Consider the following 19,315-nt stretch of genomic DNA (forward strand, 5'->3'; position numbering starts at 1 on the left):
GCGTTTACGGGCGCCCCTGGCCCTGCGACTCCGGTTGACCGCCATCGCCCCAGCGTAGGACGCGGGACGGGGCAGCCGGCGACAGGGGCACGCTCTGCTCGAAGTTGAACACGTTCTCCGGGTCGTAGGTGGCCTTCACCTCGCGCAGTCGCTCGCGGTGGGAGCCGTAGTACTCACGTTCCCAGTCCGCCGCCGCGGCGTTGGGCACGTTGACGTAGGCGCCGTCACCGTAGGGGCGCAACGCGCGCCAGAAGTCGGCCGCCCAGCCCAGTGCCGTCGAGTTCAGGGCGGGGTCGTTCCAGGCGGCACCCGGCTCGCAGTAGAACAACGCGTCGCGGTGCGGGAACGCGGATCCGCCGGGCGGCGCATGCCGGACGGCCCCGCCGAAGCTCGTGCAGAAGAAATTGCTCGGCGGGCTGGGCGTGTTGCCCATGTAGTGGACGATCAGATCGATCGCGTCGTCGGGGAACGGCTGGGTGACGAACTGCGAGTAGAACTTCCAGAGGGCGACGTCATCCGGCCCCCTGTCGACTTCGCCGTACACGGTCGGCCAGGCGTCCTCCGTCACAGTCACGTCGGGGTCGCCGATCGTCAGCAGCGGGCGCAGTTGGTCCTCGAGTTCTCGCCATGAACCGCCGTACAGCAGCGCAGACAGCTCGACTGCGGTCGAATCCACCTCGAGCGCGCTGGTCAGCCGCTCGTCGGCGACCGGCGCGTCGCGCTGCCACGCGCGAAGTAGGGCGCCCAGCTCGCCGTGACCGGTCCACCTCGCGACCAGGAATGTGACGTTCGAGAGCTCGTGCAGCCTCAACGTGTAGGACGTCGCAATCCCGAAGTTGCCGCCGCCTCCACCACGGCACGCCCACAGCAGGTCGGAGTTGCTGTGCTCGGTCGCCTCCACGACCTTCGCAGAGCGCGAGCCGTCGGCTACCACGACCTCCGCTGCGAGTAGGTTGTCGCAGGCCAAACCCATGCTTCGGGTCAGTAGCCCGAAGCCACCCCCGAGAATCACCCCACCGAGACCGACGCCGCCCTCCGAGCCGGTCGGAACGACGAAGCCGCGTTGCCCGAGCGCCGCGACCGTCTCCTTCTGCGTCAGCCCCGTCCCGACCGTCGCCGTGCGCGCCGTTTCGTCGATCACGATGCTCTTCATCCGACTGACGTCCACGACCAGCCCGCCGTCGATCGACGACCAGCCCTCGAGGCTGTGGCGACCGCTGCGGGCACGCAGGGCGATGCCCTCCGTGCGTGCCCAGCGGACCGCGTTGACCACGTCCTGTGTGTCGCAGCAGAACACGATGGCTTCGGGGTAGCGGGAATACAGGCGGTTCCAGCCGACCCGCGCCGCCTCGTAACCTGAGTCGCCCGCACGCACCACGTCTCCCGTGAGCATGGTGGTCGCGGCAATCAGGGGCTTCACCTCTCGGTCAGTGTGAGAAGACATCGGCGTCTCCTGGCTCGGTGTCCAGTACCTCGCGTTTGAATATCAACAGGTAGCCGAAGTACAACCCGCCCGCGAGGAGCAAGCCGACCGCAATGAGGATCGAGGTCACAGCTGTCGAGGGCGAGACGATCACGAACAACACGACAGCCGACCACACGAGCGCGCTGATCGCGACCGGCAACTCGAAGCGCCCGAGATCGAACGCACCCGCCTTCCGATCCAGTCGTCCCCGCACCGCCAGATAGAGGACGATTATCGCGCCGTAGAGGACTGCCGAGATGACCGTCCCTACCGTGAGCAACTCCAGCAGGGCGCCACCCGGCAGCACGGCCATGAGGACGACCCCCACGACGACGATCAGGATGGTCGCCGGAATGGGTGTCTGCGTGCGCGGATTGACCCGACGCATCAGCCGGTAAGCAGGGAAACGTGCGTCGCGCGACATCGCGAACACCATCCGCGAGCAGGTGGCCAGGGTCACCATCCCGGCGCCGAAGAATGCGAACGCGATCGCGACCAGCAGCGACCTCTCCATCACCGGACCCAGCTGATCGCGCAGGATCGCCGCCACCGGCGTGTCACTGTCGCTCACCCGGGGGATATCTTTGATCGCTATCGTGAGCGCGATCAGGAACACCAGTCCCAGCACGGCCGCCGCCACGACCGATCCCACGATCGCGCGCGGGACGCTGCGAAACGGATCCTTGGCCTCCTCAGCCATATTCGCCGCGGAGTCGAAGCCGACGAGTGTGGCGAGCCCCATGATCATCGCAGCCATCAACCCGCCGCCGACAGCGAAATAGTTGGGGGCGCCCTCGGTGATACCGCGCGAGGTCAGATTACCGACTGAGCCCTCGCCCGAGATTGCGACAGCGACGAAGAGCCCGATTGCCAGCACCACCACGATCACCAGTTCGAGCCCCACCGCGCCCGACGTGATCAAGCCGACGAGGCGCGTGGAGAACACGACGAGCACCGCCTGAACGAGGACCACGACGAGCGTGATCATGCGCGCCGTGCCCTCGTCCGGCTGCATGCCGAACAGTGGCATGAGGGCGCTGCTTGCCATCGCATTGTCGACCGTCACCACGCCGAGCGCCAGGTAACAGAAGGTCAGCCAACCGAACAACCAGCCGACTTTCGGGTTGGCCAGCCGTGAGGCCCATTGGTAGGAGGAGCCGCTGAGTGGGATGCGGGCCGCGAACTGGGCGATCACCAGCGCAACGAGGGTCTGCCCCAACGCCACGATGACCCAGAGCCAGATCCCCACCGGCCCCGCGTCTCGAAGCACGTCGTCGTAGGTGCCGAAGATCCCGACCGCCACCGAGATGAACGCGAACGAGACAGCGAACACCTGAAAGGAGCCCAGAGTTCGCTTCAGCTCCGGTTTGTAGCCGCAGTCTTCACATTCTTGATCGGCGCTCTGTGCGCCCATCACGTTTTCTGCCGTCATCTCGGTCGCCTCACGTTCACTCGGGAACTGCGGAGAAGTCGATTCGCTTGAAACGACCCGTCACAACGAGACCCGTTCCACGATCAGAGCGAGACCGGTCTGTTTCATCCTCCACCTCATGGATTCGGATGTCATCGATGGTTCGTCTCTCTAAATACTCCGCGATGCGGAAGGCACACGTCATCGCACACGTCTCGGCCGCCGGCGCGAATGGCACCGGCGGCCGTGAGACTCTGCTGGCGACCGAGAGTGAGTCGGCCTCGAACGTATGTCACATCCAGGGCATGTCCGGATCGAGCGAGTGGGAGATCACTCCGTCGTCGGGCTCGAGTGGGTAGTTGACCTGGTGGATGGTGGCGGCCTGCTGGGAGTTCACGGAAGCGGCGGCGGGTCCGTAGAGGGATGTGCCGCCGGGCTCGACCAGGGTGGTGCCGGGCTCGACGAGGGTCACCTGCGGGGGGACGTCCTCGTCGGGGGCGTCGCAGGAGACCATGGGCCATGCATTTGCGCAGCCGATACGGTCCCTGACGTCGACCTTGTAGGGGGAGAGTCCGGACTCGGGGGAGACGACTTGCGGGAACGTCGACTGCGCGGGTGCGGCGACGGCAGTCGCGCTCTGGGCCATGAACATTCCCAGTCCGAGGGCGGCGCCCGTTGCGGCTGCTGCTGCGATGCGTGTCTTCGTCGAGTTCATTGCGTTGCTCCTGAGTGTGGTGTGTGAATTTCCGCGTCCCTTGTGGACGAACACCAGTCTTCGCCGGAACAGGGGGCCGGCACCGCCCCCTGAAGGGGTGGTCGGTCATCCATCCAGGGGTGGATTTCTGCACCCCGGGGTGTGTTCCGAATGCATGACTGCCGTGGATGGGGAGGTCAGAGATAGAGGTCGACGAGGGTACTGATCACCGACCAGTGCGTGGTTCGGGCCCGCACGGTTCTCAACTCGGGGTAGACGGTGCGGAAGGTGCGCGCGAGGGCGACGCTGAGTCCGCCGGTGATGTCGGTGAGCCCCGATCGAGTTTCGGTTGCGAGGATGCCGTCGAGGGGCGGGTAGTCGGACAGTCGCTCGACGATGGGGTCTACCCGGAGGCCGGGGCCGAGCTCGCGGAACAATCCGATGTTCTCCTCTAACCCTCTGGTGATCGGCAGGTCGGTGGGTTCGACGATGTGCCGATGCTGGGCCGCCGCGCTCTCCTGTGCGACGAGGATCAGGTCGTAGAGTTTCGCGGTGACGACGTCGTCGAACCGGTGAAAGTCGTCTCTGACGACGCCGAGGCTGGCGACGTCCCGGAAGATGTCCGCGAACTGGTCGAACGTCATCAACGTCCCGTGGCTTCCGGCCTCCGCACGTTTCATGAGGTGATCATCCCCCGGGATGCGGTCACAATTCCGACGAACCGCGCGCACAGGGCGCTCGGTCGGGGACGGCGGTCGAGACGGGGGTGGGGCGAGCACCGAAAGGTGGATTCGAATCGAGATGACCATCACCGCGCCGCTCGTCGTCGCCGCGCACTGACCGCGGGCCGGACCATGGATTCGCAGTTCGAGTCCGCAACGGAGCCATGGTGGCGTCCTCGTGGTCGCTGCATCGCGTGTTGGCTGAAGCAACGCTAGGTACGGCCGATGCGCTGCGCGGCCTCGCGCAGGTGCAGGCACACTTCGTCGATCGCCTGCTTCGTCTGCGCGAACGCGCCGATCTCGGTGACGAAGCCGTGGAAGACGCCGGTATACCTGGTCAGCGAGACGGGGACGCCGTCGCGCTGCAGCCGTGCCGCGTACGCCTCGGCGTCGTCGCGGATCGGGTCGACCTCCGCGGTCAGGATCAGGGCCGACGGCAGGCCGCGCAGCGACTCGGCTCGCATGGGTGCCGCGAGGTGGTCGTCCGCTCGGTGTCCTGGGCCGACGTATTGGTCCCAGAACCAGCGCGCGTCCGCAGTGCTCAACAGCGGTGCATCGGCGAATTCCGACCACGAGGGAGTGGTGAACGTCCCGTCGACGGCGGGGTACGCGAGCACTTGGGTCACGGGAGGGGGGCGTGCCCGCCGCGTCGGTGCAGGCAGAGGGCGGCGGCGAGATTGCCGCCGGCGGAGTCGCCCCCGATCGCGATGCGTCCCGGATCGATGCCGAGTTCCGGTGCTGTCCGGGTAAGCCACGCATAGGCGTCGAGGCAGTCTTCCAGCGCTGCCGGATAAGGGTTTTCGGGAGCCAAGCGGTAGTCCAGGGACACGACCGTCCATCCGGATCCGGCGGCGATCGCGCGGCACAGCTCGTCGGCTCCGTCCAGGGTTCCGAGGACGAAACCTCCGCCATGCAGATAGACGATGGCGGGACTGTTGCAGTCACGGCCGGCACCGTCTGCGCGGTACAGGCGAGCCCGGATCGAACCCGCACGGGTCGGCACGGTCAATTGTTCGACATGGTCCAGCGGCGTGATCGACTCGGCGGGTGATGCCGTGTTCAGGAGCGCTCGGGCCTGCTCAGGTCCCAGCTCACGAATGGGTTTCTGCAGCACGTGGGTGATCATCCGGGCCACGGCCTGGGCCTGGTCGTCGAGCAGATTCCACCAGGCGGGAGCGTCGTCGTTCATTTCGGAACCTCGCAGTCGTTGACAAGAAGTGATCTGTACCTCAATATCATAGTCACGTGATCCAGTCATTTGACTATAAGTTCGCGTTTCATATGGGATCCGCTGCTGACGGGTGTACCGCGCACACGATCTCGTCGAATCGAAAGGACAGAAGGATGACCGAAACGACGATCGGCCACGCGACACGCGGGGCTGACGTGGTCGACGGGGTCGACATTCGGATCGAGGACGATGCGAGTCCGATCGTCCGGCTGATCGGCCGGACCATTGCCGATTCCGTCCGCGCGAACGGTGCGGACTCCGTCGTGGCGGCGGTGGCAGGCACTGTGGCCGTCCGCTCCCACGACACCCCGCAGGCTGCGACGATCAGCATCTCCGACGGTGTCGTCGCAGTATCGAGCGGTGTGTTCGTCGAGCCCGACCTCGCGTTGACCGTCGACTTGAACGGCCGGTTCGCCCTGGTCGGTGAGCCTGTTGTCGCAGGCGACGACGATCTCGCTGCCGCGGCGCTGGCACTGCTGGCGCCGCCGCTGCCGGACTGGAAGGTCGCCGCGGATTCGTTCTGGGCCGCGGCCCGGTCGGTGCCGGGGATCCCCGACATGCTCGTCGCGATCACGGAGGGCCCCGAGGGGCTGGATCAGCACGTCGTCGGCGAGGGCGAGACCCACTATGTGATCGCCGGCCCGCCGGATCTGCTGGCCGGCATCTTCTCGGGCGCCGACGACCTGATCGCCGCCCTGTCCACCGGTCTGATCGGCGTGCGCGGCACGTTCTCTCAGCTGTCGGTGCTGGTCGCCGCATCCTGGAAGGTTCGTTACGATGTCTGAAACCACCTACACCGCAACAGAGCTCGAGACGCCGGTGCACACGATCCGGCTCGAGTCCACCAACCACGACGGCAGCTTCCTCGGCAAGAATCTGGCACCCAAGAAGTTCGCCGCGAGCGCGGGCTCGGGCTTCGCGATGGCGGATCTCCTGTTCGGCCTCGACCTGGGCAACGCCCCGACCTTCGGCTTCGCCTTCCCAGAGTGGCGTGGGCACGTGTCCGACGTGCAGTTCAGGCCTGACATGTCGACGCTGGTGCAGTGGGAGCCGGGTCTGCAGTCCGTGATCGGCGATTACTGGCAGGCCGACGGCAGCCCCATCGGGACCTGTCCGCGTAACCTCGCCCGAAAGCTGGTCGACCGACTCGCCACGCGCGGTTTCGCGGCAACCATTGCGGTCGAGATCGAGGCGACTCTGTTCCAGGAGTCCATCCACGAGGCCCGGGAAAAGGGATATCGCGACCTGACCCCACTCGGCGGTTCAGCCGGAACCGCGTACCACCTCGCGAAGTCGAAGGACTGGATCGACTACATGTCGGCGGTCGCCCGTCGCCTCGACGAGATCGGCATCGAGTGGGAAGCGTGGAGCGACGAGGACGCGGCGGGTCAGGTCGAACTCAACCTGGTTCCCGGAGACCCGATCTCGGTCTGCGACAACTGGGCTCGTGCCCGGCAGGTGATGCGCGAGGTGGCCTTCGAGCGCGGTCACACCGTCACCTTCATGGCCAAGCCGACCGCGGGCTACGGCCAGGCCTCGCACGTCAACCTGTCTCTGCAGCGCGACGGGGTCAACGCGTTCTACGCCGAGGACGGGCCGTCGCCCACGATGCGGCACGCGGTCGGCGGGCTGCTCGCGACCATGAGCGGGGCGGCATCGGTCATGCTCCCGCAGATCACCTCGTACCGCCGCCTGGTCGACTTGAGCGGCCCGCCGACGACGATCACCTGGGGCATCGCCAACAAGAGCACTGCGGTGCGGGCAGTGTGCGGTCACCCGGCGTACTCCCGCCTCGAATACCGCGTTCCCGGCGCCGACGCGAACCTGTACCTCGCGGTCGCGGCCATTCTCGCCGGTGTGATCGCCGGCCTCGACGGCGAAATCGAGCCACCCGAGCCGGTCAGCGACCTGGCGTGGTGTGTGCCCGACCTCGAGCGGCTGCCGAACACCATCACCAAGGCGGCCGCCGCGCTGGAGACCGACCTGATCCTGCGCGAGCAGCTCGGCGACGAGTTCGTCGACTACTGGGTCGGTACCCGGCGCTGGGAGTGGATGCAGTTCCACACCGCAGGCGGTGATCCGTTCGCCGAGCTTTCCGAATGGGAGTCGGCGCGATACTTCGAGTTCCCGTGAGCGCGGGGAACGCGACGCCGGGCACGATCCGGCCGATGATCGGCATCACCGGTCGACGGGTCCGGCTGGGGCTGATCGACGGGCTGGACAAACGCTACGGTCACCTGCTCACTGACACCTTCATGTCCGACTTCTCGGACCGGATCGCCAGGGCCGGAGGGATTCCGGTGAACCTGCCCTACGATGCCGACCCGGAGGCACTCTGCCATTGGCTGGCGGGCGTGGTCATCACCGGAGGCCAGGATGTTCATCCCGCGTACTGGGGTGGGGATCTGTCGGTGGTCCGTGACATGGATCCACGGGATAATCCGATGGTCCACGACCCCGACCGGGACGAGTACGAGATCGCGCTAGTGCGTGCCGCACTCGCCAGACATATCCCGGTCCTCGGGGTGTGCCGGGGCCTACAGATCCTGAACGTCGCTCTGGGCGGCACGCTGATCGCGGACCTGCCGCCCGGCTCCGTCGGGCATCAGTCGAGTTCGCCCCCGCTCACCGACGGCGCCGACGACCACAAGGTGACGTTCGAGCCCGGCTCGATCGCGGAAGGTCTGTTCGGTGCCGGCGCGGTGACCAACTCGTGGCACCACCAGGCGGTCGACCGCTGCGGGACCGGCCTGGTGGTCACGGGGCGCACGGCCGACGGCGTCGTCGAAGCGGTCGAGCTGCCGGGGGCCGCGGTGCTCGGTGTCCAGTGGCATCCCGAGTGGATGGAACGTGACGATCCGGCGCTGAGCTGGATCGTCGCCGAGGGCAGTCGGCGGATCTGACCCACGAAAGACGATCGGCCGCCACCGAAAGGTGGCGGCCGACATCCACTTTCGTTTCAGCGTGGTATCACTCCACGCTTACCCAGGACACGAGCGAACGCAGGGTTTCCTCGGGCGAGGCCTTCGTGAGCTTGGCCGCAGGCTCGGCGGCATCGCCGAGGTTGGCGGCCATCCAGGCGTCGAGCACGCCGACGGTGAGCTCGATCTGTCGTTCCGCCGCTGTGGGGTCGGTGAACACCAGCCAGTTGAGCGCGAATCCGTCCGACAATGTGGACACGATGTACGTCAGCTCGTCGAGGGTTCTCGGGTCCACCGGCCGGCCCCCGGCGGTCGCGGCAGTCTCGAGGATCGCGCGCACGGTCGCGAAGGCCTCGTTGTACACCATCTCGGCCTGCTGGCCCTCCTGACGCTGGCCCCAGCTGATCAACTCGACGATCGCCGCGCCGAAGTCCGGATTCACCAGGTACCACTCCATCACGCCGCGTAACAGGGCGCGGGCGGTGATCGCCACGTCGCCATGGACATCGTTGCGCGTCAGCACTTCTCGATACTGTCCGGCGACGTGCTCGAAGACCGCCGCGAACAGTACCTCCTTCGTCGCGAAGCAGTAGTGCAGGGTGGCCAGCGGAGCGTTCGCCTCCTGCGCGATACGGCGGGTGGTGGCGCCGTCGACCCCATCGGCAGCGATCACGCGCACGGCCGCCGCCACCAGTTCGGCGCGACGTTCGGCGGCGGGAATGCGAGCCATGCCTTCTCCTGTCAACAGATCTGAACGGATGATCAAGTCGGTTCCACGCTACCAGTCGGAGCGTTAAGCGGGTTGCCATATTGCCACGAATAACCGTCGTGACGTGCATGCAACGACGCGAAGAAATAGTCATATGCCTTGATCATACGACTCACTTGGCTTGCGGTATGAGCCGGATCACATAGGCGGCTCGGCGCATTCCGATGCGACAAACCCGGTGACCAACGAACTCACGTGTCTCACTCCCGACGCCACCGCAGAAGCCATGGTCGACATGATCATGCGAGACGGCGGCGTGATCATCGAAGGAAGCAATTCATGACAGAGATCCACCAGCAAGCCGGACTCGGCCGTGCGGCGACTGCTCGCCCCGCGCCGAACAAGGCAGTGCTCATCGGTGTCGGCACGCTACTGATTGTCCTGACCAACGCCGTCATCTTCATCCTGCCGCCGCTGTTGCCGATCATTCAGGCGCAGTACGGCCTCGCCACAGTGGCCGAGACGACGTGGCTCTACACGGCGCTGACCCTCGGCGGGGGAGTGGGCTTCATCTTGCTGCCGCGCCTCGCCGATCTGTTCGGCGACCGCAACGCCGCGGTGGCGGCGTCCACATTCCTTGCGGTCGGCGCGCTCGTTCCGGCGGCCGGCGACTCGTACTCGACCCTTCTGGTCGGCTGTATTCTCATGGGCTTCGGGGGCGCGGCGCAGCTGCTTCCACTCGGTTTCCTGCGCCGCAATCTCGGCGAGGACGGCATCACGGTGGGTGTTGCAGTTCTGGTCATCGCCACCGGTGTCGGCATCGTCGTGGGCATGATCGGCGGTGGCTTCATCGTCGAGAGTCTTTCGCTGCGAGGCTTTTTCATCATCCTCACCACAGTGTGCGCAGTGACAGCCGTTGCATGCTATGCCGTGATCCCACACACCCCGCCTGCTGAGCGTTCCGGCCGCATCGCGGTACTCGGCACGGTGTGGATGATCGCTTGGGTCGCCGCGATCCTGCTGACTCTGACGCAAGGCCTCGTGTGGGGCGTCGCGGCACTCATTCCGTTGGTGGCCGGCATCGTCGGGGGCATCGCCTGGGTGCGCGTCGAGCGCCGGTCGACCTCGGCAGTGTTCGACGTCGCACTGATGAAGGCGCCTTTGGTCACCGCTTCGTGCTTGTGCATCGCATTGTTCGCCGCGGTGAACTCGGCCTTCCTGCTGCTGCTCAGCACGTACGCCCAGATCACTCCCGAGGATCTTCGTCCAGCGGACGCCTACGGCCTCGGGCTCAGCGCGCTGCAGACCGGCTGGCTCATGGCACCTTTCGCGGCGGCGTTCTTGATTCGCGGAACCGTACTCGACCGCGCCTTGTTCAACGGCCGTGGTGCGACCGTCTTCGTCATCGGAGCGCTCATCAGTGCATCGGGGCTGGCCTGGCTCGCCGTCGCGCACGACCAGCAGTGGCACTACCTCGTGGGCGCTGCCGTCATGGGTCTCGGGACCAGAATCGGCTACGCAGCGGGGTTCACCATGGTGCAGATGGCAGTGCCCGAGGAGAAAGCCGGGATGGCGGCCGGTATCGCCGGTACGTCCATGGCCGTGGGTTTCGCCTTCGGCACGGCACTGGTCAGCGCCGACCTCAGCGCCTCCCTGGTTCCGGTGGTCGGAACCGGTCTCGAGGTCGCTGCCAAGGGCGTCTACGGCATCGGCTACTGGTTATCGGGACTCCTCGCCCTGCTCGTCGTGGTGAGCGTGCTGGTCTCACGCGCCCGGTCCGGTCGGCGCGTCGGCGCTGCCGCGTCCTGATAGTGGCTGGGTCGATTGCCGCCCCAGACCTGGCGCGATGATTCGTGCGGGCAGCCGCTGCCGTAGCGCTCACTATCACTCCACGCTCACCCAGGCCACGAGCTTGGCGGGGGAGGCCTGCGAGGGGCCGCCAGTCCGGAGGTGTTGCCGAGGTTGGCGGCCATCCAGGCGTCGAGCACGCCGACGGTGAGCTCGATCTGTCGTTCCGCTGCTGTGGGGTCGGTGAACACCAGCCAGTTGAGCGCGAATCCGTCCGACAATGTGGACACGATGTACGTCAGCTCGTCGAGGGTTCTCGGGTCCACCGGCCGGCCCCCGGCGGTCGCGGCAGTCTCGAGGATCGCGCGCACGGTCGCGAAGGCCTCGTTGTACACCATCTCGGCTTGCTGGCCTTCCTGACGCTGGCCCCAGCTGATCAGCTCGACGATCGCCGCGCCGAAGTCCGGATTCGCCAGGTACCACTCCATCACGCCGCGTAACAGGGCGCGCGCGGTGATCGCCACGTCGCCATGGACATCGTTGCGCGTCAGCACCTCTCGATACTGTCCGGCGACGTGCTCGAAGACCGCCGCGAACAGCACCTCCTTCGTGGCGAAGCAGTAGTGCAGGGTGGCCAGCGGGGCGTTCGCCTCCTGCGCGATACGGCGGGTGGTGGCGCCGTCGACCCCGTCGGCAGCGATCACGCGCACGGCCGCCGCCACCAGTTCGGCGCGACGTTCGGCGGCGGGAATGCGAGCCATGCCCTCTCCTGTCGACAGATCTGAACGGATGATCAGGTCAGCTTCGGCTACTAGTCGAAATGGACAATCAGGCCGCCATATCGGCGAGATGACCACCTCTCGGTGAGTGATCCTACCGGTTCGTGGTCATATGCCTTGATCATTTGACTATGTTCTTCTAGGCTATGACCGAGACCACAGTCCGGCGCCAACGGTGATCGGAAGGTCCCGGGCCTCGAGCTCACCGCGGATGCGCCGTTACGACCAGAGATCGCGAGCTGCATCCGCATCGCACCCGACAAGCGTGAAGAGGATGACCATGACCGGAGTCGAATCAGTTCCCCGGGAACGCGCGATCGCACTCGATCGCATGGCTGTGGACCCGCCGATCGACACCGTCGTCGGCCTGCTGGCGATCCAGGCCGCCCGCTTTCCCGACCGTGAGTTTCTTCGGTTCGCGGAAGGATCCTGGACCTTCGGCGAGATCGACGACTGGACGTCACGCCTGGCGCAGCGTCTGGTCTCCGAGGACGGGATTGGCGCCGGCGACCGGGTCGCGATCATGCTGCCCAACGTGGTCCAGTGGCCGATCGCCTGGCTCTCGATCCTCAAAGCCGGCGGCGTCGCGGTGCCGGTGAACTCGTCATACCAGCGCGCAGACCTCGAATTCGTGCTCCGAGACTCCGGCGCCCGGGTGATGTTCACCGACGACGGTCACAGCCCGCTCGTCGACGAGGTGCGCGCCGCGAACGGCGATCTGGCCGATGTCCGTATCGTCGAAGCCGCGTCGCGCGGCGAGCTCGCGCAGTACCCGGCGGACAGGCCCGATGTCGCGATCGCCCCGGACACGCTGGCCAACCTCCAGTACACCTCGGGGACCACCGGATTCCCGAAGGCGTGCATGTTGACCCACGACTATTGGGTCCGGCTGGGGTGGATCTGTGCGGGTGCGGCGGGCCTCGGGTCCGGCGATGTGGTTCTCACCTCGCAGCCGTTCTCGTACATGGACCCGCAGTGGAACACCTCCCTGTGCCTTACGGTCGGCGCGCCGCTGGTGGTGCTGCCCCGGTTCTCCGCCTCGGGTTTCATGGCGGACGTCCGTCGACACCGGGCCACGTTCTGCTACGTGCTCGGCTCGATGCCCACGCTTCTGTTCAAGCAGCCGCCGAGCCCGGAGGACCGGGACAACGACCTGCGCCTCGTGCTGTGCTCGGCCATCCCCGTCGCGCTGCACGCGCAGCTCGAACAGCGTTGGGGCACGCCGTGGCGGGAGATCTTCGGGATGACCGAAAGCGGGGCCGACCTGGTCAGCCTCCCCGAGAGCACGGTCGACGTCGGCAGCGGACGACTGGGGCAGCCGGTTCCCACGAAGCAGGTCCGGGTGGTCGATCCGGAGGGCCGGGAAGTTGCCGCGGGAGAGTCCGGCGAGCTGATCACGTCGGGCAGGCCGATGATGCTCGGCTATTGGAACCGACCCGAAGACACCGCGGAGGTCCTCCGCGACGGCTGGCTGCACACCGGCGATGTCGCGGTCCGCGAGCCGGACGGCTACCGCCTGGTGGGCCGGATCAAGGACATGGTCCGCCGCGGCGGGGAGAACATCGCGAGCGCCGAGGTCGAACGCGTCCTCGAGCGCGACGACACCGTCGTCGCGACAGCGGTGGTCGGCGTCCCGGACGAGCTGTTCGGCGAGGAGGTCAAGGCCTTCGTTCAGCTGGCCCCCGGCGTCGAGGAGAGCCGCGCGACGGCAGAGCAAATCGTCGACGGAGCACGAACTGAGCTGGCGCGCTTCAAGATTCCTCGATACGTCGAGTTCGTCGCCGATTTCCCGCGCACCCCGTCCGAGCGCGTGTCGAAGCCGGCCCTGCAGGCGCGCTCCGCCGAGCATCCCGGCATCACCTACGACCTGCAGCCGCCGCGCACCGCCGGCAACGGCAACTGAGGAGCCGGACATGACCGACAGTTATCTGGCCGTGCACATCGACGACGACATCGCGGTGCTCACGCTGAACCGCCCGGCGAAGCTGAACGTGATGGACGTGGCAACGAGGGTGCGGCTCGCGCAGACCATCCGCCGGTTCGGAACGGGTGATCTCGTCCGCGGGATCGTGCTCACAGGCACCGGGCGGGCGTTCTCCGCCGGTGAGGACCTGCAGGCGGTGCCGACCACCTACGACGAGATCCGCGAGGCCTTCGCGACCTTCCACGACATCACCCGCGCGATTCTCGAGACGAAGGTCCCCGTGATCGCGGCCGTGAACGGGATCGCGGTCGGCGGCGCCTCGGAGATCACGTTGTGTTGCGACTCCCGGATCGGCACTCCCGCCGCCGAGTATTACCAGCCGGAGAACCACCGCGGAATCATCATCTCGAACGCTTCGAGCTTCCTCATGGGCCGCCTGGTACGCAACCACGCGATGCGAATAATTCTGGGCTCGAACCGGATAGGCGCAGGCGAGGCCCTGCGGATCGGGCTGCTCGACGAGATCGTGGCCCCGGAGGCACTGGTGCACCGCGCGGTCGAGGTGATCAGGCAGTGGAACTCCGATCCCCGGACCACCGCGCTGCACCTGGGTCTGCTGCGGCCGCGCCCCGAAGACATCGAGGCCGCGTTCACCCGCGAAGACGACGCCGCCCGCCAGTCGTGGGAGTCCGGCGCCTTCACCGAAGGCATCGAGGGCTTCTGGGCATCGAAGAACGCGGCGCCGACGGCGCCCGCGCAGAGCAATTGAGATCGGAGACGATGATGATCACCACCGAGGCAGCGCTTCTCACCGCGCTGAACGAACCGCTCGAATTCACCGAGATCCAGGTCGACGACCCGGATCCGAACGAGGTCCGCGTCGCAGTCTCGAACGTGGGCCTGTGCCACAGCGACCTGCATTACATGACCGGCGCCGTGGGCGCCGACCTACCCGTGGTTGTCGGGCACGAGGTGGCGGGCATCGTCGAGTCGGTCGGCTCCGCGGTGACCTCGTTGCGCCCGGGCGACCGCGTCGTCGGCGCCCTCACACCCTCGTGCGGGTTGTGCCGCAACTGCCAGGTCGGGCACTCGACGCAATGCCAGCGTGTCTCGCAGATCCGACAGCGCCCCCGCCCCGCTTTCCAGCTGCCGGGAGGCCAGGTCGTCGAACGGCTCGGCGACATCGGCGCGTTCTCCCGCCACACCGTGATGCGGGAGAACGCGCTGGTCAAGGTTCCCGACGAGGTGGGACTGCACGTCGGGTGCCTGCTGTCGTGCTGCATCGTCACCGGCGTCGGCGCCGTGTTCCGCGGCGCGCAGGTACGCCCCGGCGCCACCGTGGCCGTGATCGGCTGCGGCGGTGTCGGATCGGCAATCATCCAGGGCGCACGGCTCGCGGGGGCCTCGGCGATCGTCGCCGTGGATCTCGACGATGCCCGGCTCGCGGCGGCGCGGACCTACGGTGCCACGCACGTCGTGAACGGTGCGGCCGATGTCCCGGCCGAGATCCGGAAGGTGCTCGGCGACGGCGTGGATTACTCGTTCGAGGCCGTCGGTTCCGCCCGGACCGCGGCTACCGCGCTGGCGGTCCTCCGCGGCACGGGCACGGCATGCCTGGTGGGCATCGCGCCCGACGGCACCGACCTCACTGTTCCGGCGTCGGATTTCTTCTTCGGTGAGAAGCGCCTCATCGGTTCCTACATGGGCTCGGGCCAAGCGCACGAGGACATCACTCAGTTCGCGCGCCTCTACCTGCAGGGACACCTGTTGCTCGACGAGATGGTCAGCGACGTGATCCCGTTCCACGAGATCAACAAGGGCTTCGAGGCGATGAAGTCGGGCGAGGTGACCCGCATCGTCGCCGACCTCACCGCGTGATCACCCCGACCCCATCCACAATTGCGCACAGAAGGAGTCCGCAGATGTCGAATACGCAACTGCCTCAGCCGATCAACTACATCGCGGACGGGTGGTCCGAGTGCCGGGCACTTCCGGACGCGTGGAATCTCGACCCCAACACGGGGCAACCCATCCACCGGGCCGTCACCACCGGACCGGACGACGTGGAGCGCGCGCTGCGCCATGCCGAGCGGTCCTACGGCTTCGAACGCTGGGATGACGCGGCGAGCGAGGAACGCGCCGCGGTCATCGAGCGTGCAGCCGACATCGTCGAGACCCGGATCGAGGACATCGCCCGGACCGACGCCCTCACCAGCGGCGTCCCGATCGCGAAGGCCCGGCTGGTCGCGCAGTTCCTCCCGCACCGGATCCGCTCGTCCGCTGCGGATCTGCGGGCCACCCCGCGGCGCACCGCGCTGGCGGCCGGCGGCCGCGACGTGCGGCTGTACAAGGTCCCGTGGGGCCCCGCAGCGATCCTCACCCCGTGGAACGGCCCCAGTTTCATTCCCGCCGCGAAGATGGTGAGCGCTCTCGCCGCCGGCTGCCCCGTCATCCTCAAACCGTCGGAGCACGCGCCGAGCAGCGCTCAGATCATCGTCGAGTGCTTCGTCAAGGCCGGGCTGCCCGACGGTGCGCTGCAGCTCGTCCACGGCGGGGGAGACGTGGGCGCGGCGATCACCGGCGACCCCCGCGTGAAGATCGTCTCGTTCACCGGCGGCCCGAACGCGGGTCGTGCGATCGCCCGTGCCGCCGCGGAGGACTTCAAGGTGCTCCAGCTCGAGCTCGGCGGCAACAATCCGGCCCTCGTGCTGGACGACGCCGACATCGACGTGGCCGCCGACGGGATCCTGGACGGGATGACCAAGCTCAACGGTCAGTGGTGTGAGGGACCGGGAAAGGTGTTGGCGCACAAGAGTCTTGTCGAGCCGCTCCTGGACGTGCTGCTCGATCGCATCTCCCGCATCGAGATCGGGCACTCGCTCGACGAGAACTCCCAGCTCGGCCCGATCTCGAACGCCCCGCATTTCGCCACCCTGCAGAGCCGCATCGAGGGGCTGCGGGCCCACGGCGCGACGATCCATCAACCTGCGCAGCTGCCCGCGCTCGACGGGTTCTTCCTTTCGCCCACCGTCGCGTCGGGAGTCGACGCGTCGGTGGCGACGGCCGAGCTGTTCGGACCACTCGTCAGTCTGCATGCCGTGGAGTCCGACGAGGACGCGCTGCGCGTTGCCAACGCCAACCCTTCGGGTCTGGACGCCTACGTGTTCGGCGGCGACCTGGATCGCGCCGTCGAGGTCGGATCCCGTGTGCTGTCCGGCGAGGTGCGCGTGAACGGTGCCAAGATCGCCGATCTCGCAGACGGTTCGGCACAGAGCTTTTGGGGCACTGCCGGAATCGGCGGTCACGCCCCCGGCGAGTCCGTCCGGGTGTTCTGCGGCGACCGCGTGGTCGGCGTCGATTCACCCGACCTCCCGCTGTAGCGATCGGCACTTCTTTCGCGTCACCCCTTGACTGTGACCGGGACCACTGGTCTACTGAACTAAGTCAATTGATCCAGTCAAATGACCAATTTAACGAAAGCGGCAAATTCCATGAACTTCCCCTCCACCTCGGATACCGGGATCGTCGATGTCATCGGCGTCGGCGCCGGCTTCTCCGGCCTCTACCTCTCGCACCGGCTCACCACCGCCGGGTGGACCTTCGCGGGCTTCGAGGCCGGACCCAGCGTCGGCGGCACCTGGTTCTGGAACACCTATCCGGGCGCGCGCTGCGACGTCGAGAGCATCTACTACTCGTACTCGTTCGACGAGGCGCTCCAGCAGGAGTGGACGTGGAGTCAGCGATTCGCGCCGCAGGCCGAGATCCTCAGCTACATCAACCACGTCGCCGACCGCTTCGACCTGCGCAAGCACTTCACGTTCGATACCCGAGTGGTCGGCGCGACGTGGAACGCGGCCGACCGGCTGTGGGAGGTGCAGCTGGACAACGGCGAGACGCGCCGCGGCCGCTACCTGATCTCGGGCGCCGGCGGTCTGTCCACCCCCAAGGACTTCGACGTGCCGGGCCTCGAGAACTTTACCGGACTCCAGGTGTCCACCAGCCGCTGGAACATCGCGCTCGACGACCTGGCGGGCAAGCGTGTCGCTGTGATCGGCACCGGATCGTCCGGCGTGCAAGCCATCCCGCTGATCGCGGAGGTCGCCGAGCACGTCACGGTGTTCCAGCGCACCCCGAACTATGTGATGCCCGCGCGCAACGCCGACCTCCCCCCGGAGCAGGTCGCCGCCGTCAAGGACGGCTACCCGGCGATCCGTGAGGAATGCCGGCACTCGCCCGGCGGCATCCCCGACCGCCCCGTCACCGACAACGCCTTCGACGTCTCGGACGAGGAGCGTCGGCGGCGCTACGAGGAGGCTTACGAGCGCAGCGGCTTCCAGGGCGTCGGCGCCGAGTTCGCCGACCTCCTCACCGACGCCGAGGCGAACCGGACCGCGTCGGAATTCATCCACGACAAAATCCGTGAGATTGTCGAGGATCCGGCCACCGCCGAGCTGCTGGTGCCCAGGTATCACCCTCTCGGCGCCAAGCGCAGCGTTTTCGGTACGGACTACTACGAGACCTACAACCGGCCGAACGTGTCGTTGGTGTCGCTGCGTGACGAGCCGATCGAGACCATGACCGCGAACGCGATCGTCACCTCGAAGGGCACCTACGAGGTGGATGCGGTGGTGCTCGCGATCGGGTTCGACGCCTTCACCGGCCCGCTGTACGGGCTGGGTCTCACCGGCGCGTCCGGCAAAACGCTGCAGGAGACCTGGCACGACGGCATCCGCACCTACCTCGGATTCATGACCACGGACTTCCCCAACTTCTTCATGGTGGCCGGTCCCCTGAGCCCCGCGTTGGCGAGCAACGTGGTGGTGACCATCGAGCAGGCCGTCGACTGGATCGCCGATCTCATCGAGCACGCCCGCGACTCCGGCGCCACGCTGATCGAGGCCACCCCCGAGGCCCAGAACGACTGGGTGGACATCACCGAGGGGACCGTCGCCCAGACGCTGTACGCCACCACCGACTCCTGGTACCGCGGCTCCAACATCGAGGGCAAACCCAACACCTTCATGGGCTATGTGGGCGGTGTGGGCAAGTACCGCCGGATGTGCACCGAGATCGCCAAGCGCGGTTACCCCGGCGTCGAGATCGACGGGGAGACACAGTCCCGCAACCTCGGCCCGATCCATCAGGAGATCTCATGAGCAGGACGGTGCACCGGCGCTATGTCGCCTTCTCCGACGCGCACTACGCCGGAAACCTGGTCGACGGTGCGTTCGCCCTGAAATTGTTCGGCGACGCCGGGACGAACCTGTCGATCGAGATCGACGGCCACGAGGGGCTGTTCGCCGGCTACTCGTCGGTCGAGTTCCTCGCCCCGGTCCGCGGCGGTGACGTCGTCGAGGCCGAGGCCCGGCTGGTGAAAAAGGGCAACCGCAGCCGCACGGTCGATTTCGAGCTCCGAGTGATCTGCCGCGGCTCCGACGACACCGGCCGCGCACAGGTCCTCGAATCGCCACTGGTCGCGGTGCGCGCTCGCGGCACCGCGGTCATCCCTGCAGACGAGACGGAGAAGTAGCCATGGAGCTGATTCACGACACCGGTTGGGCCGCACCGCCCGCCACCGTCGAACAACCCCTGACCGGTGACATCGACTGCGATGTCGTCGTGATCGGCGGCGGCGGGGGCGGCATGTCGGCCGCCATCCGCCTCGCCGAGG

The 19,315-nt window shown here is 67.1% G+C and carries 19 protein-coding genes; 11 read left to right on the top strand and 8 right to left on the bottom strand.

Features of this window, described 5'->3' with window-relative positions; all coding sequences use genetic code 11:
- Positions 1-4: 4 nt before the first annotated feature.
- The 6 genes from CJ177_RS32865 to CJ177_RS48595 form a co-directional block, all read right to left on the bottom strand.
- Positions 5-1,444, bottom strand: coding sequence for an FAD-binding oxidoreductase (locus CJ177_RS32865; RefSeq protein ID WP_231914420.1), 1,440 nt, complete (start codon positions 1,442-1,444; stop codon positions 5-7).
- Entirely contained in the window at positions 1,428-2,897 is a 1,470-nt protein-coding gene (locus CJ177_RS32870; protein WP_005246592.1) for an APC family permease, read from the bottom strand. Before CJ177_RS32870 ends, CJ177_RS32865 begins: the two co-directional genes overlap by 17 nt.
- Before the next feature lie 271 nt (positions 2,898-3,168).
- Complete coding sequence (locus CJ177_RS32875) at positions 3,169-3,591, bottom strand: hypothetical protein (protein ID WP_005246587.1); 423 nt, start codon at positions 3,589-3,591, stop codon at positions 3,169-3,171.
- A 176-nt stretch (positions 3,592-3,767) separates the two neighbouring features.
- The gene (locus CJ177_RS32880; RefSeq protein WP_095869516.1) at positions 3,768-4,250 is read right to left on the bottom strand and encodes a DUF1931 family protein; all 483 of its coding nucleotides are present in this window, start codon (positions 4,248-4,250) and stop codon (positions 3,768-3,770) included.
- Positions 4,251-4,504: 254 nt separating this feature from the next.
- Positions 4,505-4,918 carry an alpha/beta hydrolase gene (locus CJ177_RS48590; RefSeq protein ID WP_257014783.1) on the bottom strand — a complete coding sequence of 138 codons (414 nt, stop codon included), beginning with the start codon at positions 4,916-4,918 and terminating at the stop codon, positions 4,505-4,507.
- Entirely contained in the window at positions 4,915-5,481 is a 567-nt protein-coding gene (locus tag CJ177_RS48595) for an alpha/beta hydrolase (RefSeq protein ID WP_257014784.1), read from the bottom strand. The genes CJ177_RS48590 and CJ177_RS48595 overlap by 4 nt, the downstream gene beginning before the upstream one ends.
- Before the next feature lie 155 nt (positions 5,482-5,636).
- Here CJ177_RS48595 and CJ177_RS32890 point away from each other — a divergent pair, with 155 nt between their 5' ends.
- Genes CJ177_RS32890 through CJ177_RS32900 form a run of 3 tightly spaced genes read left to right on the top strand, consistent with a single transcriptional unit; the run spans position 5,637 to position 8,426 of the window.
- The gene (locus CJ177_RS32890) at positions 5,637-6,308 is read left to right on the top strand and encodes a hypothetical protein (protein WP_061701295.1); all 672 of its coding nucleotides are present in this window, start codon (positions 5,637-5,639) and stop codon (positions 6,306-6,308) included.
- Positions 6,301-7,656, top strand: a complete 1,356-nt coding sequence (locus tag CJ177_RS32895) for a glutamine synthetase family protein (RefSeq protein WP_061701296.1) — start codon at positions 6,301-6,303, stop codon at positions 7,654-7,656. Before CJ177_RS32890 ends, CJ177_RS32895 begins: the two co-directional genes overlap by 8 nt.
- Positions 7,653-8,426 carry a gamma-glutamyl-gamma-aminobutyrate hydrolase family protein gene (locus CJ177_RS32900; RefSeq protein WP_095869517.1) on the top strand — a complete coding sequence of 258 codons (774 nt, stop codon included), beginning with the start codon at positions 7,653-7,655 and terminating at the stop codon, positions 8,424-8,426. The genes CJ177_RS32895 and CJ177_RS32900 overlap by 4 nt, the downstream gene beginning before the upstream one ends.
- 67 nt (positions 8,427-8,493) lie before the next feature.
- Here the strand turns inward: CJ177_RS32900 and CJ177_RS32905 are convergent, their stop codons facing one another.
- Positions 8,494-9,174 carry a TetR/AcrR family transcriptional regulator gene (locus CJ177_RS32905; protein ID WP_005246578.1) on the bottom strand — a complete coding sequence of 227 codons (681 nt, stop codon included), beginning with the start codon at positions 9,172-9,174 and terminating at the stop codon, positions 8,494-8,496.
- Positions 9,175-9,492: 318 nt separating this feature from the next.
- On the opposite strand from CJ177_RS32905, the gene CJ177_RS32910 reads away from it, so the two are divergent.
- Positions 9,493-10,962, top strand: a complete 1,470-nt coding sequence (locus tag CJ177_RS32910; RefSeq protein WP_061700230.1) for an MFS transporter — start codon at positions 9,493-9,495, stop codon at positions 10,960-10,962.
- An 86-nt stretch (positions 10,963-11,048) separates the two neighbouring features.
- On the opposite strand, the gene CJ177_RS32915 is transcribed toward CJ177_RS32910, so the two are convergent.
- Complete coding sequence (locus CJ177_RS32915; RefSeq protein ID WP_143548733.1) at positions 11,049-11,702, bottom strand: TetR family transcriptional regulator; 654 nt, start codon at positions 11,700-11,702, stop codon at positions 11,049-11,051.
- A gap of 298 nt (positions 11,703-12,000) precedes the next feature.
- Here CJ177_RS32915 and CJ177_RS32920 point away from each other — a divergent pair, with 298 nt between their 5' ends.
- From CJ177_RS32920 to CJ177_RS48600, 7 genes are all read left to right on the top strand, one after another.
- Entirely contained in the window at positions 12,001-13,623 is a 1,623-nt protein-coding gene (locus tag CJ177_RS32920) for a class I adenylate-forming enzyme family protein (protein WP_257014785.1), read from the top strand.
- 10 nt (positions 13,624-13,633) lie between these two features.
- Positions 13,634-14,413, top strand: coding sequence for an enoyl-CoA hydratase/isomerase family protein (locus tag CJ177_RS32925; RefSeq protein WP_095869519.1), 780 nt, complete (start codon positions 13,634-13,636; stop codon positions 14,411-14,413).
- A gap of 14 nt (positions 14,414-14,427) precedes the next feature.
- The gene (locus tag CJ177_RS32930) at positions 14,428-15,522 is read left to right on the top strand and encodes a Zn-dependent alcohol dehydrogenase (protein WP_095869546.1); all 1,095 of its coding nucleotides are present in this window, start codon (positions 14,428-14,430) and stop codon (positions 15,520-15,522) included.
- A gap of 44 nt (positions 15,523-15,566) precedes the next feature.
- Positions 15,567-17,024, top strand: a complete 1,458-nt coding sequence (locus CJ177_RS32935) for an aldehyde dehydrogenase (protein WP_095869520.1) — start codon at positions 15,567-15,569, stop codon at positions 17,022-17,024.
- Between the two features lie 111 nt (positions 17,025-17,135).
- Positions 17,136-18,800 (top strand): NAD(P)/FAD-dependent oxidoreductase, encoded by a 1,665-nt coding sequence (locus CJ177_RS32940; protein ID WP_005570174.1) that lies wholly within the window; start codon positions 17,136-17,138, stop codon positions 18,798-18,800.
- Positions 18,797-19,174 (top strand): hotdog domain-containing protein, encoded by a 378-nt coding sequence (locus CJ177_RS32945; protein WP_005246555.1) that lies wholly within the window; start codon positions 18,797-18,799, stop codon positions 19,172-19,174. Before CJ177_RS32940 ends, CJ177_RS32945 begins: the two co-directional genes overlap by 4 nt.
- Positions 19,175-19,176: 2 nt before the next feature.
- Positions 19,177-19,315, top strand: a 139-nt coding sequence (locus CJ177_RS48600; protein WP_373560067.1) for an FAD-binding protein, incomplete at its 3' end; no start/stop codon positions are given.

The sequence above is a fragment of the Rhodococcus sp. ACPA1 genome, from assembly GCF_002300195.1.
Classification (GTDB): Bacteria; Actinomycetota; Actinomycetes; order Mycobacteriales; family Mycobacteriaceae; genus Rhodococcus_F; species Rhodococcus_F opacus.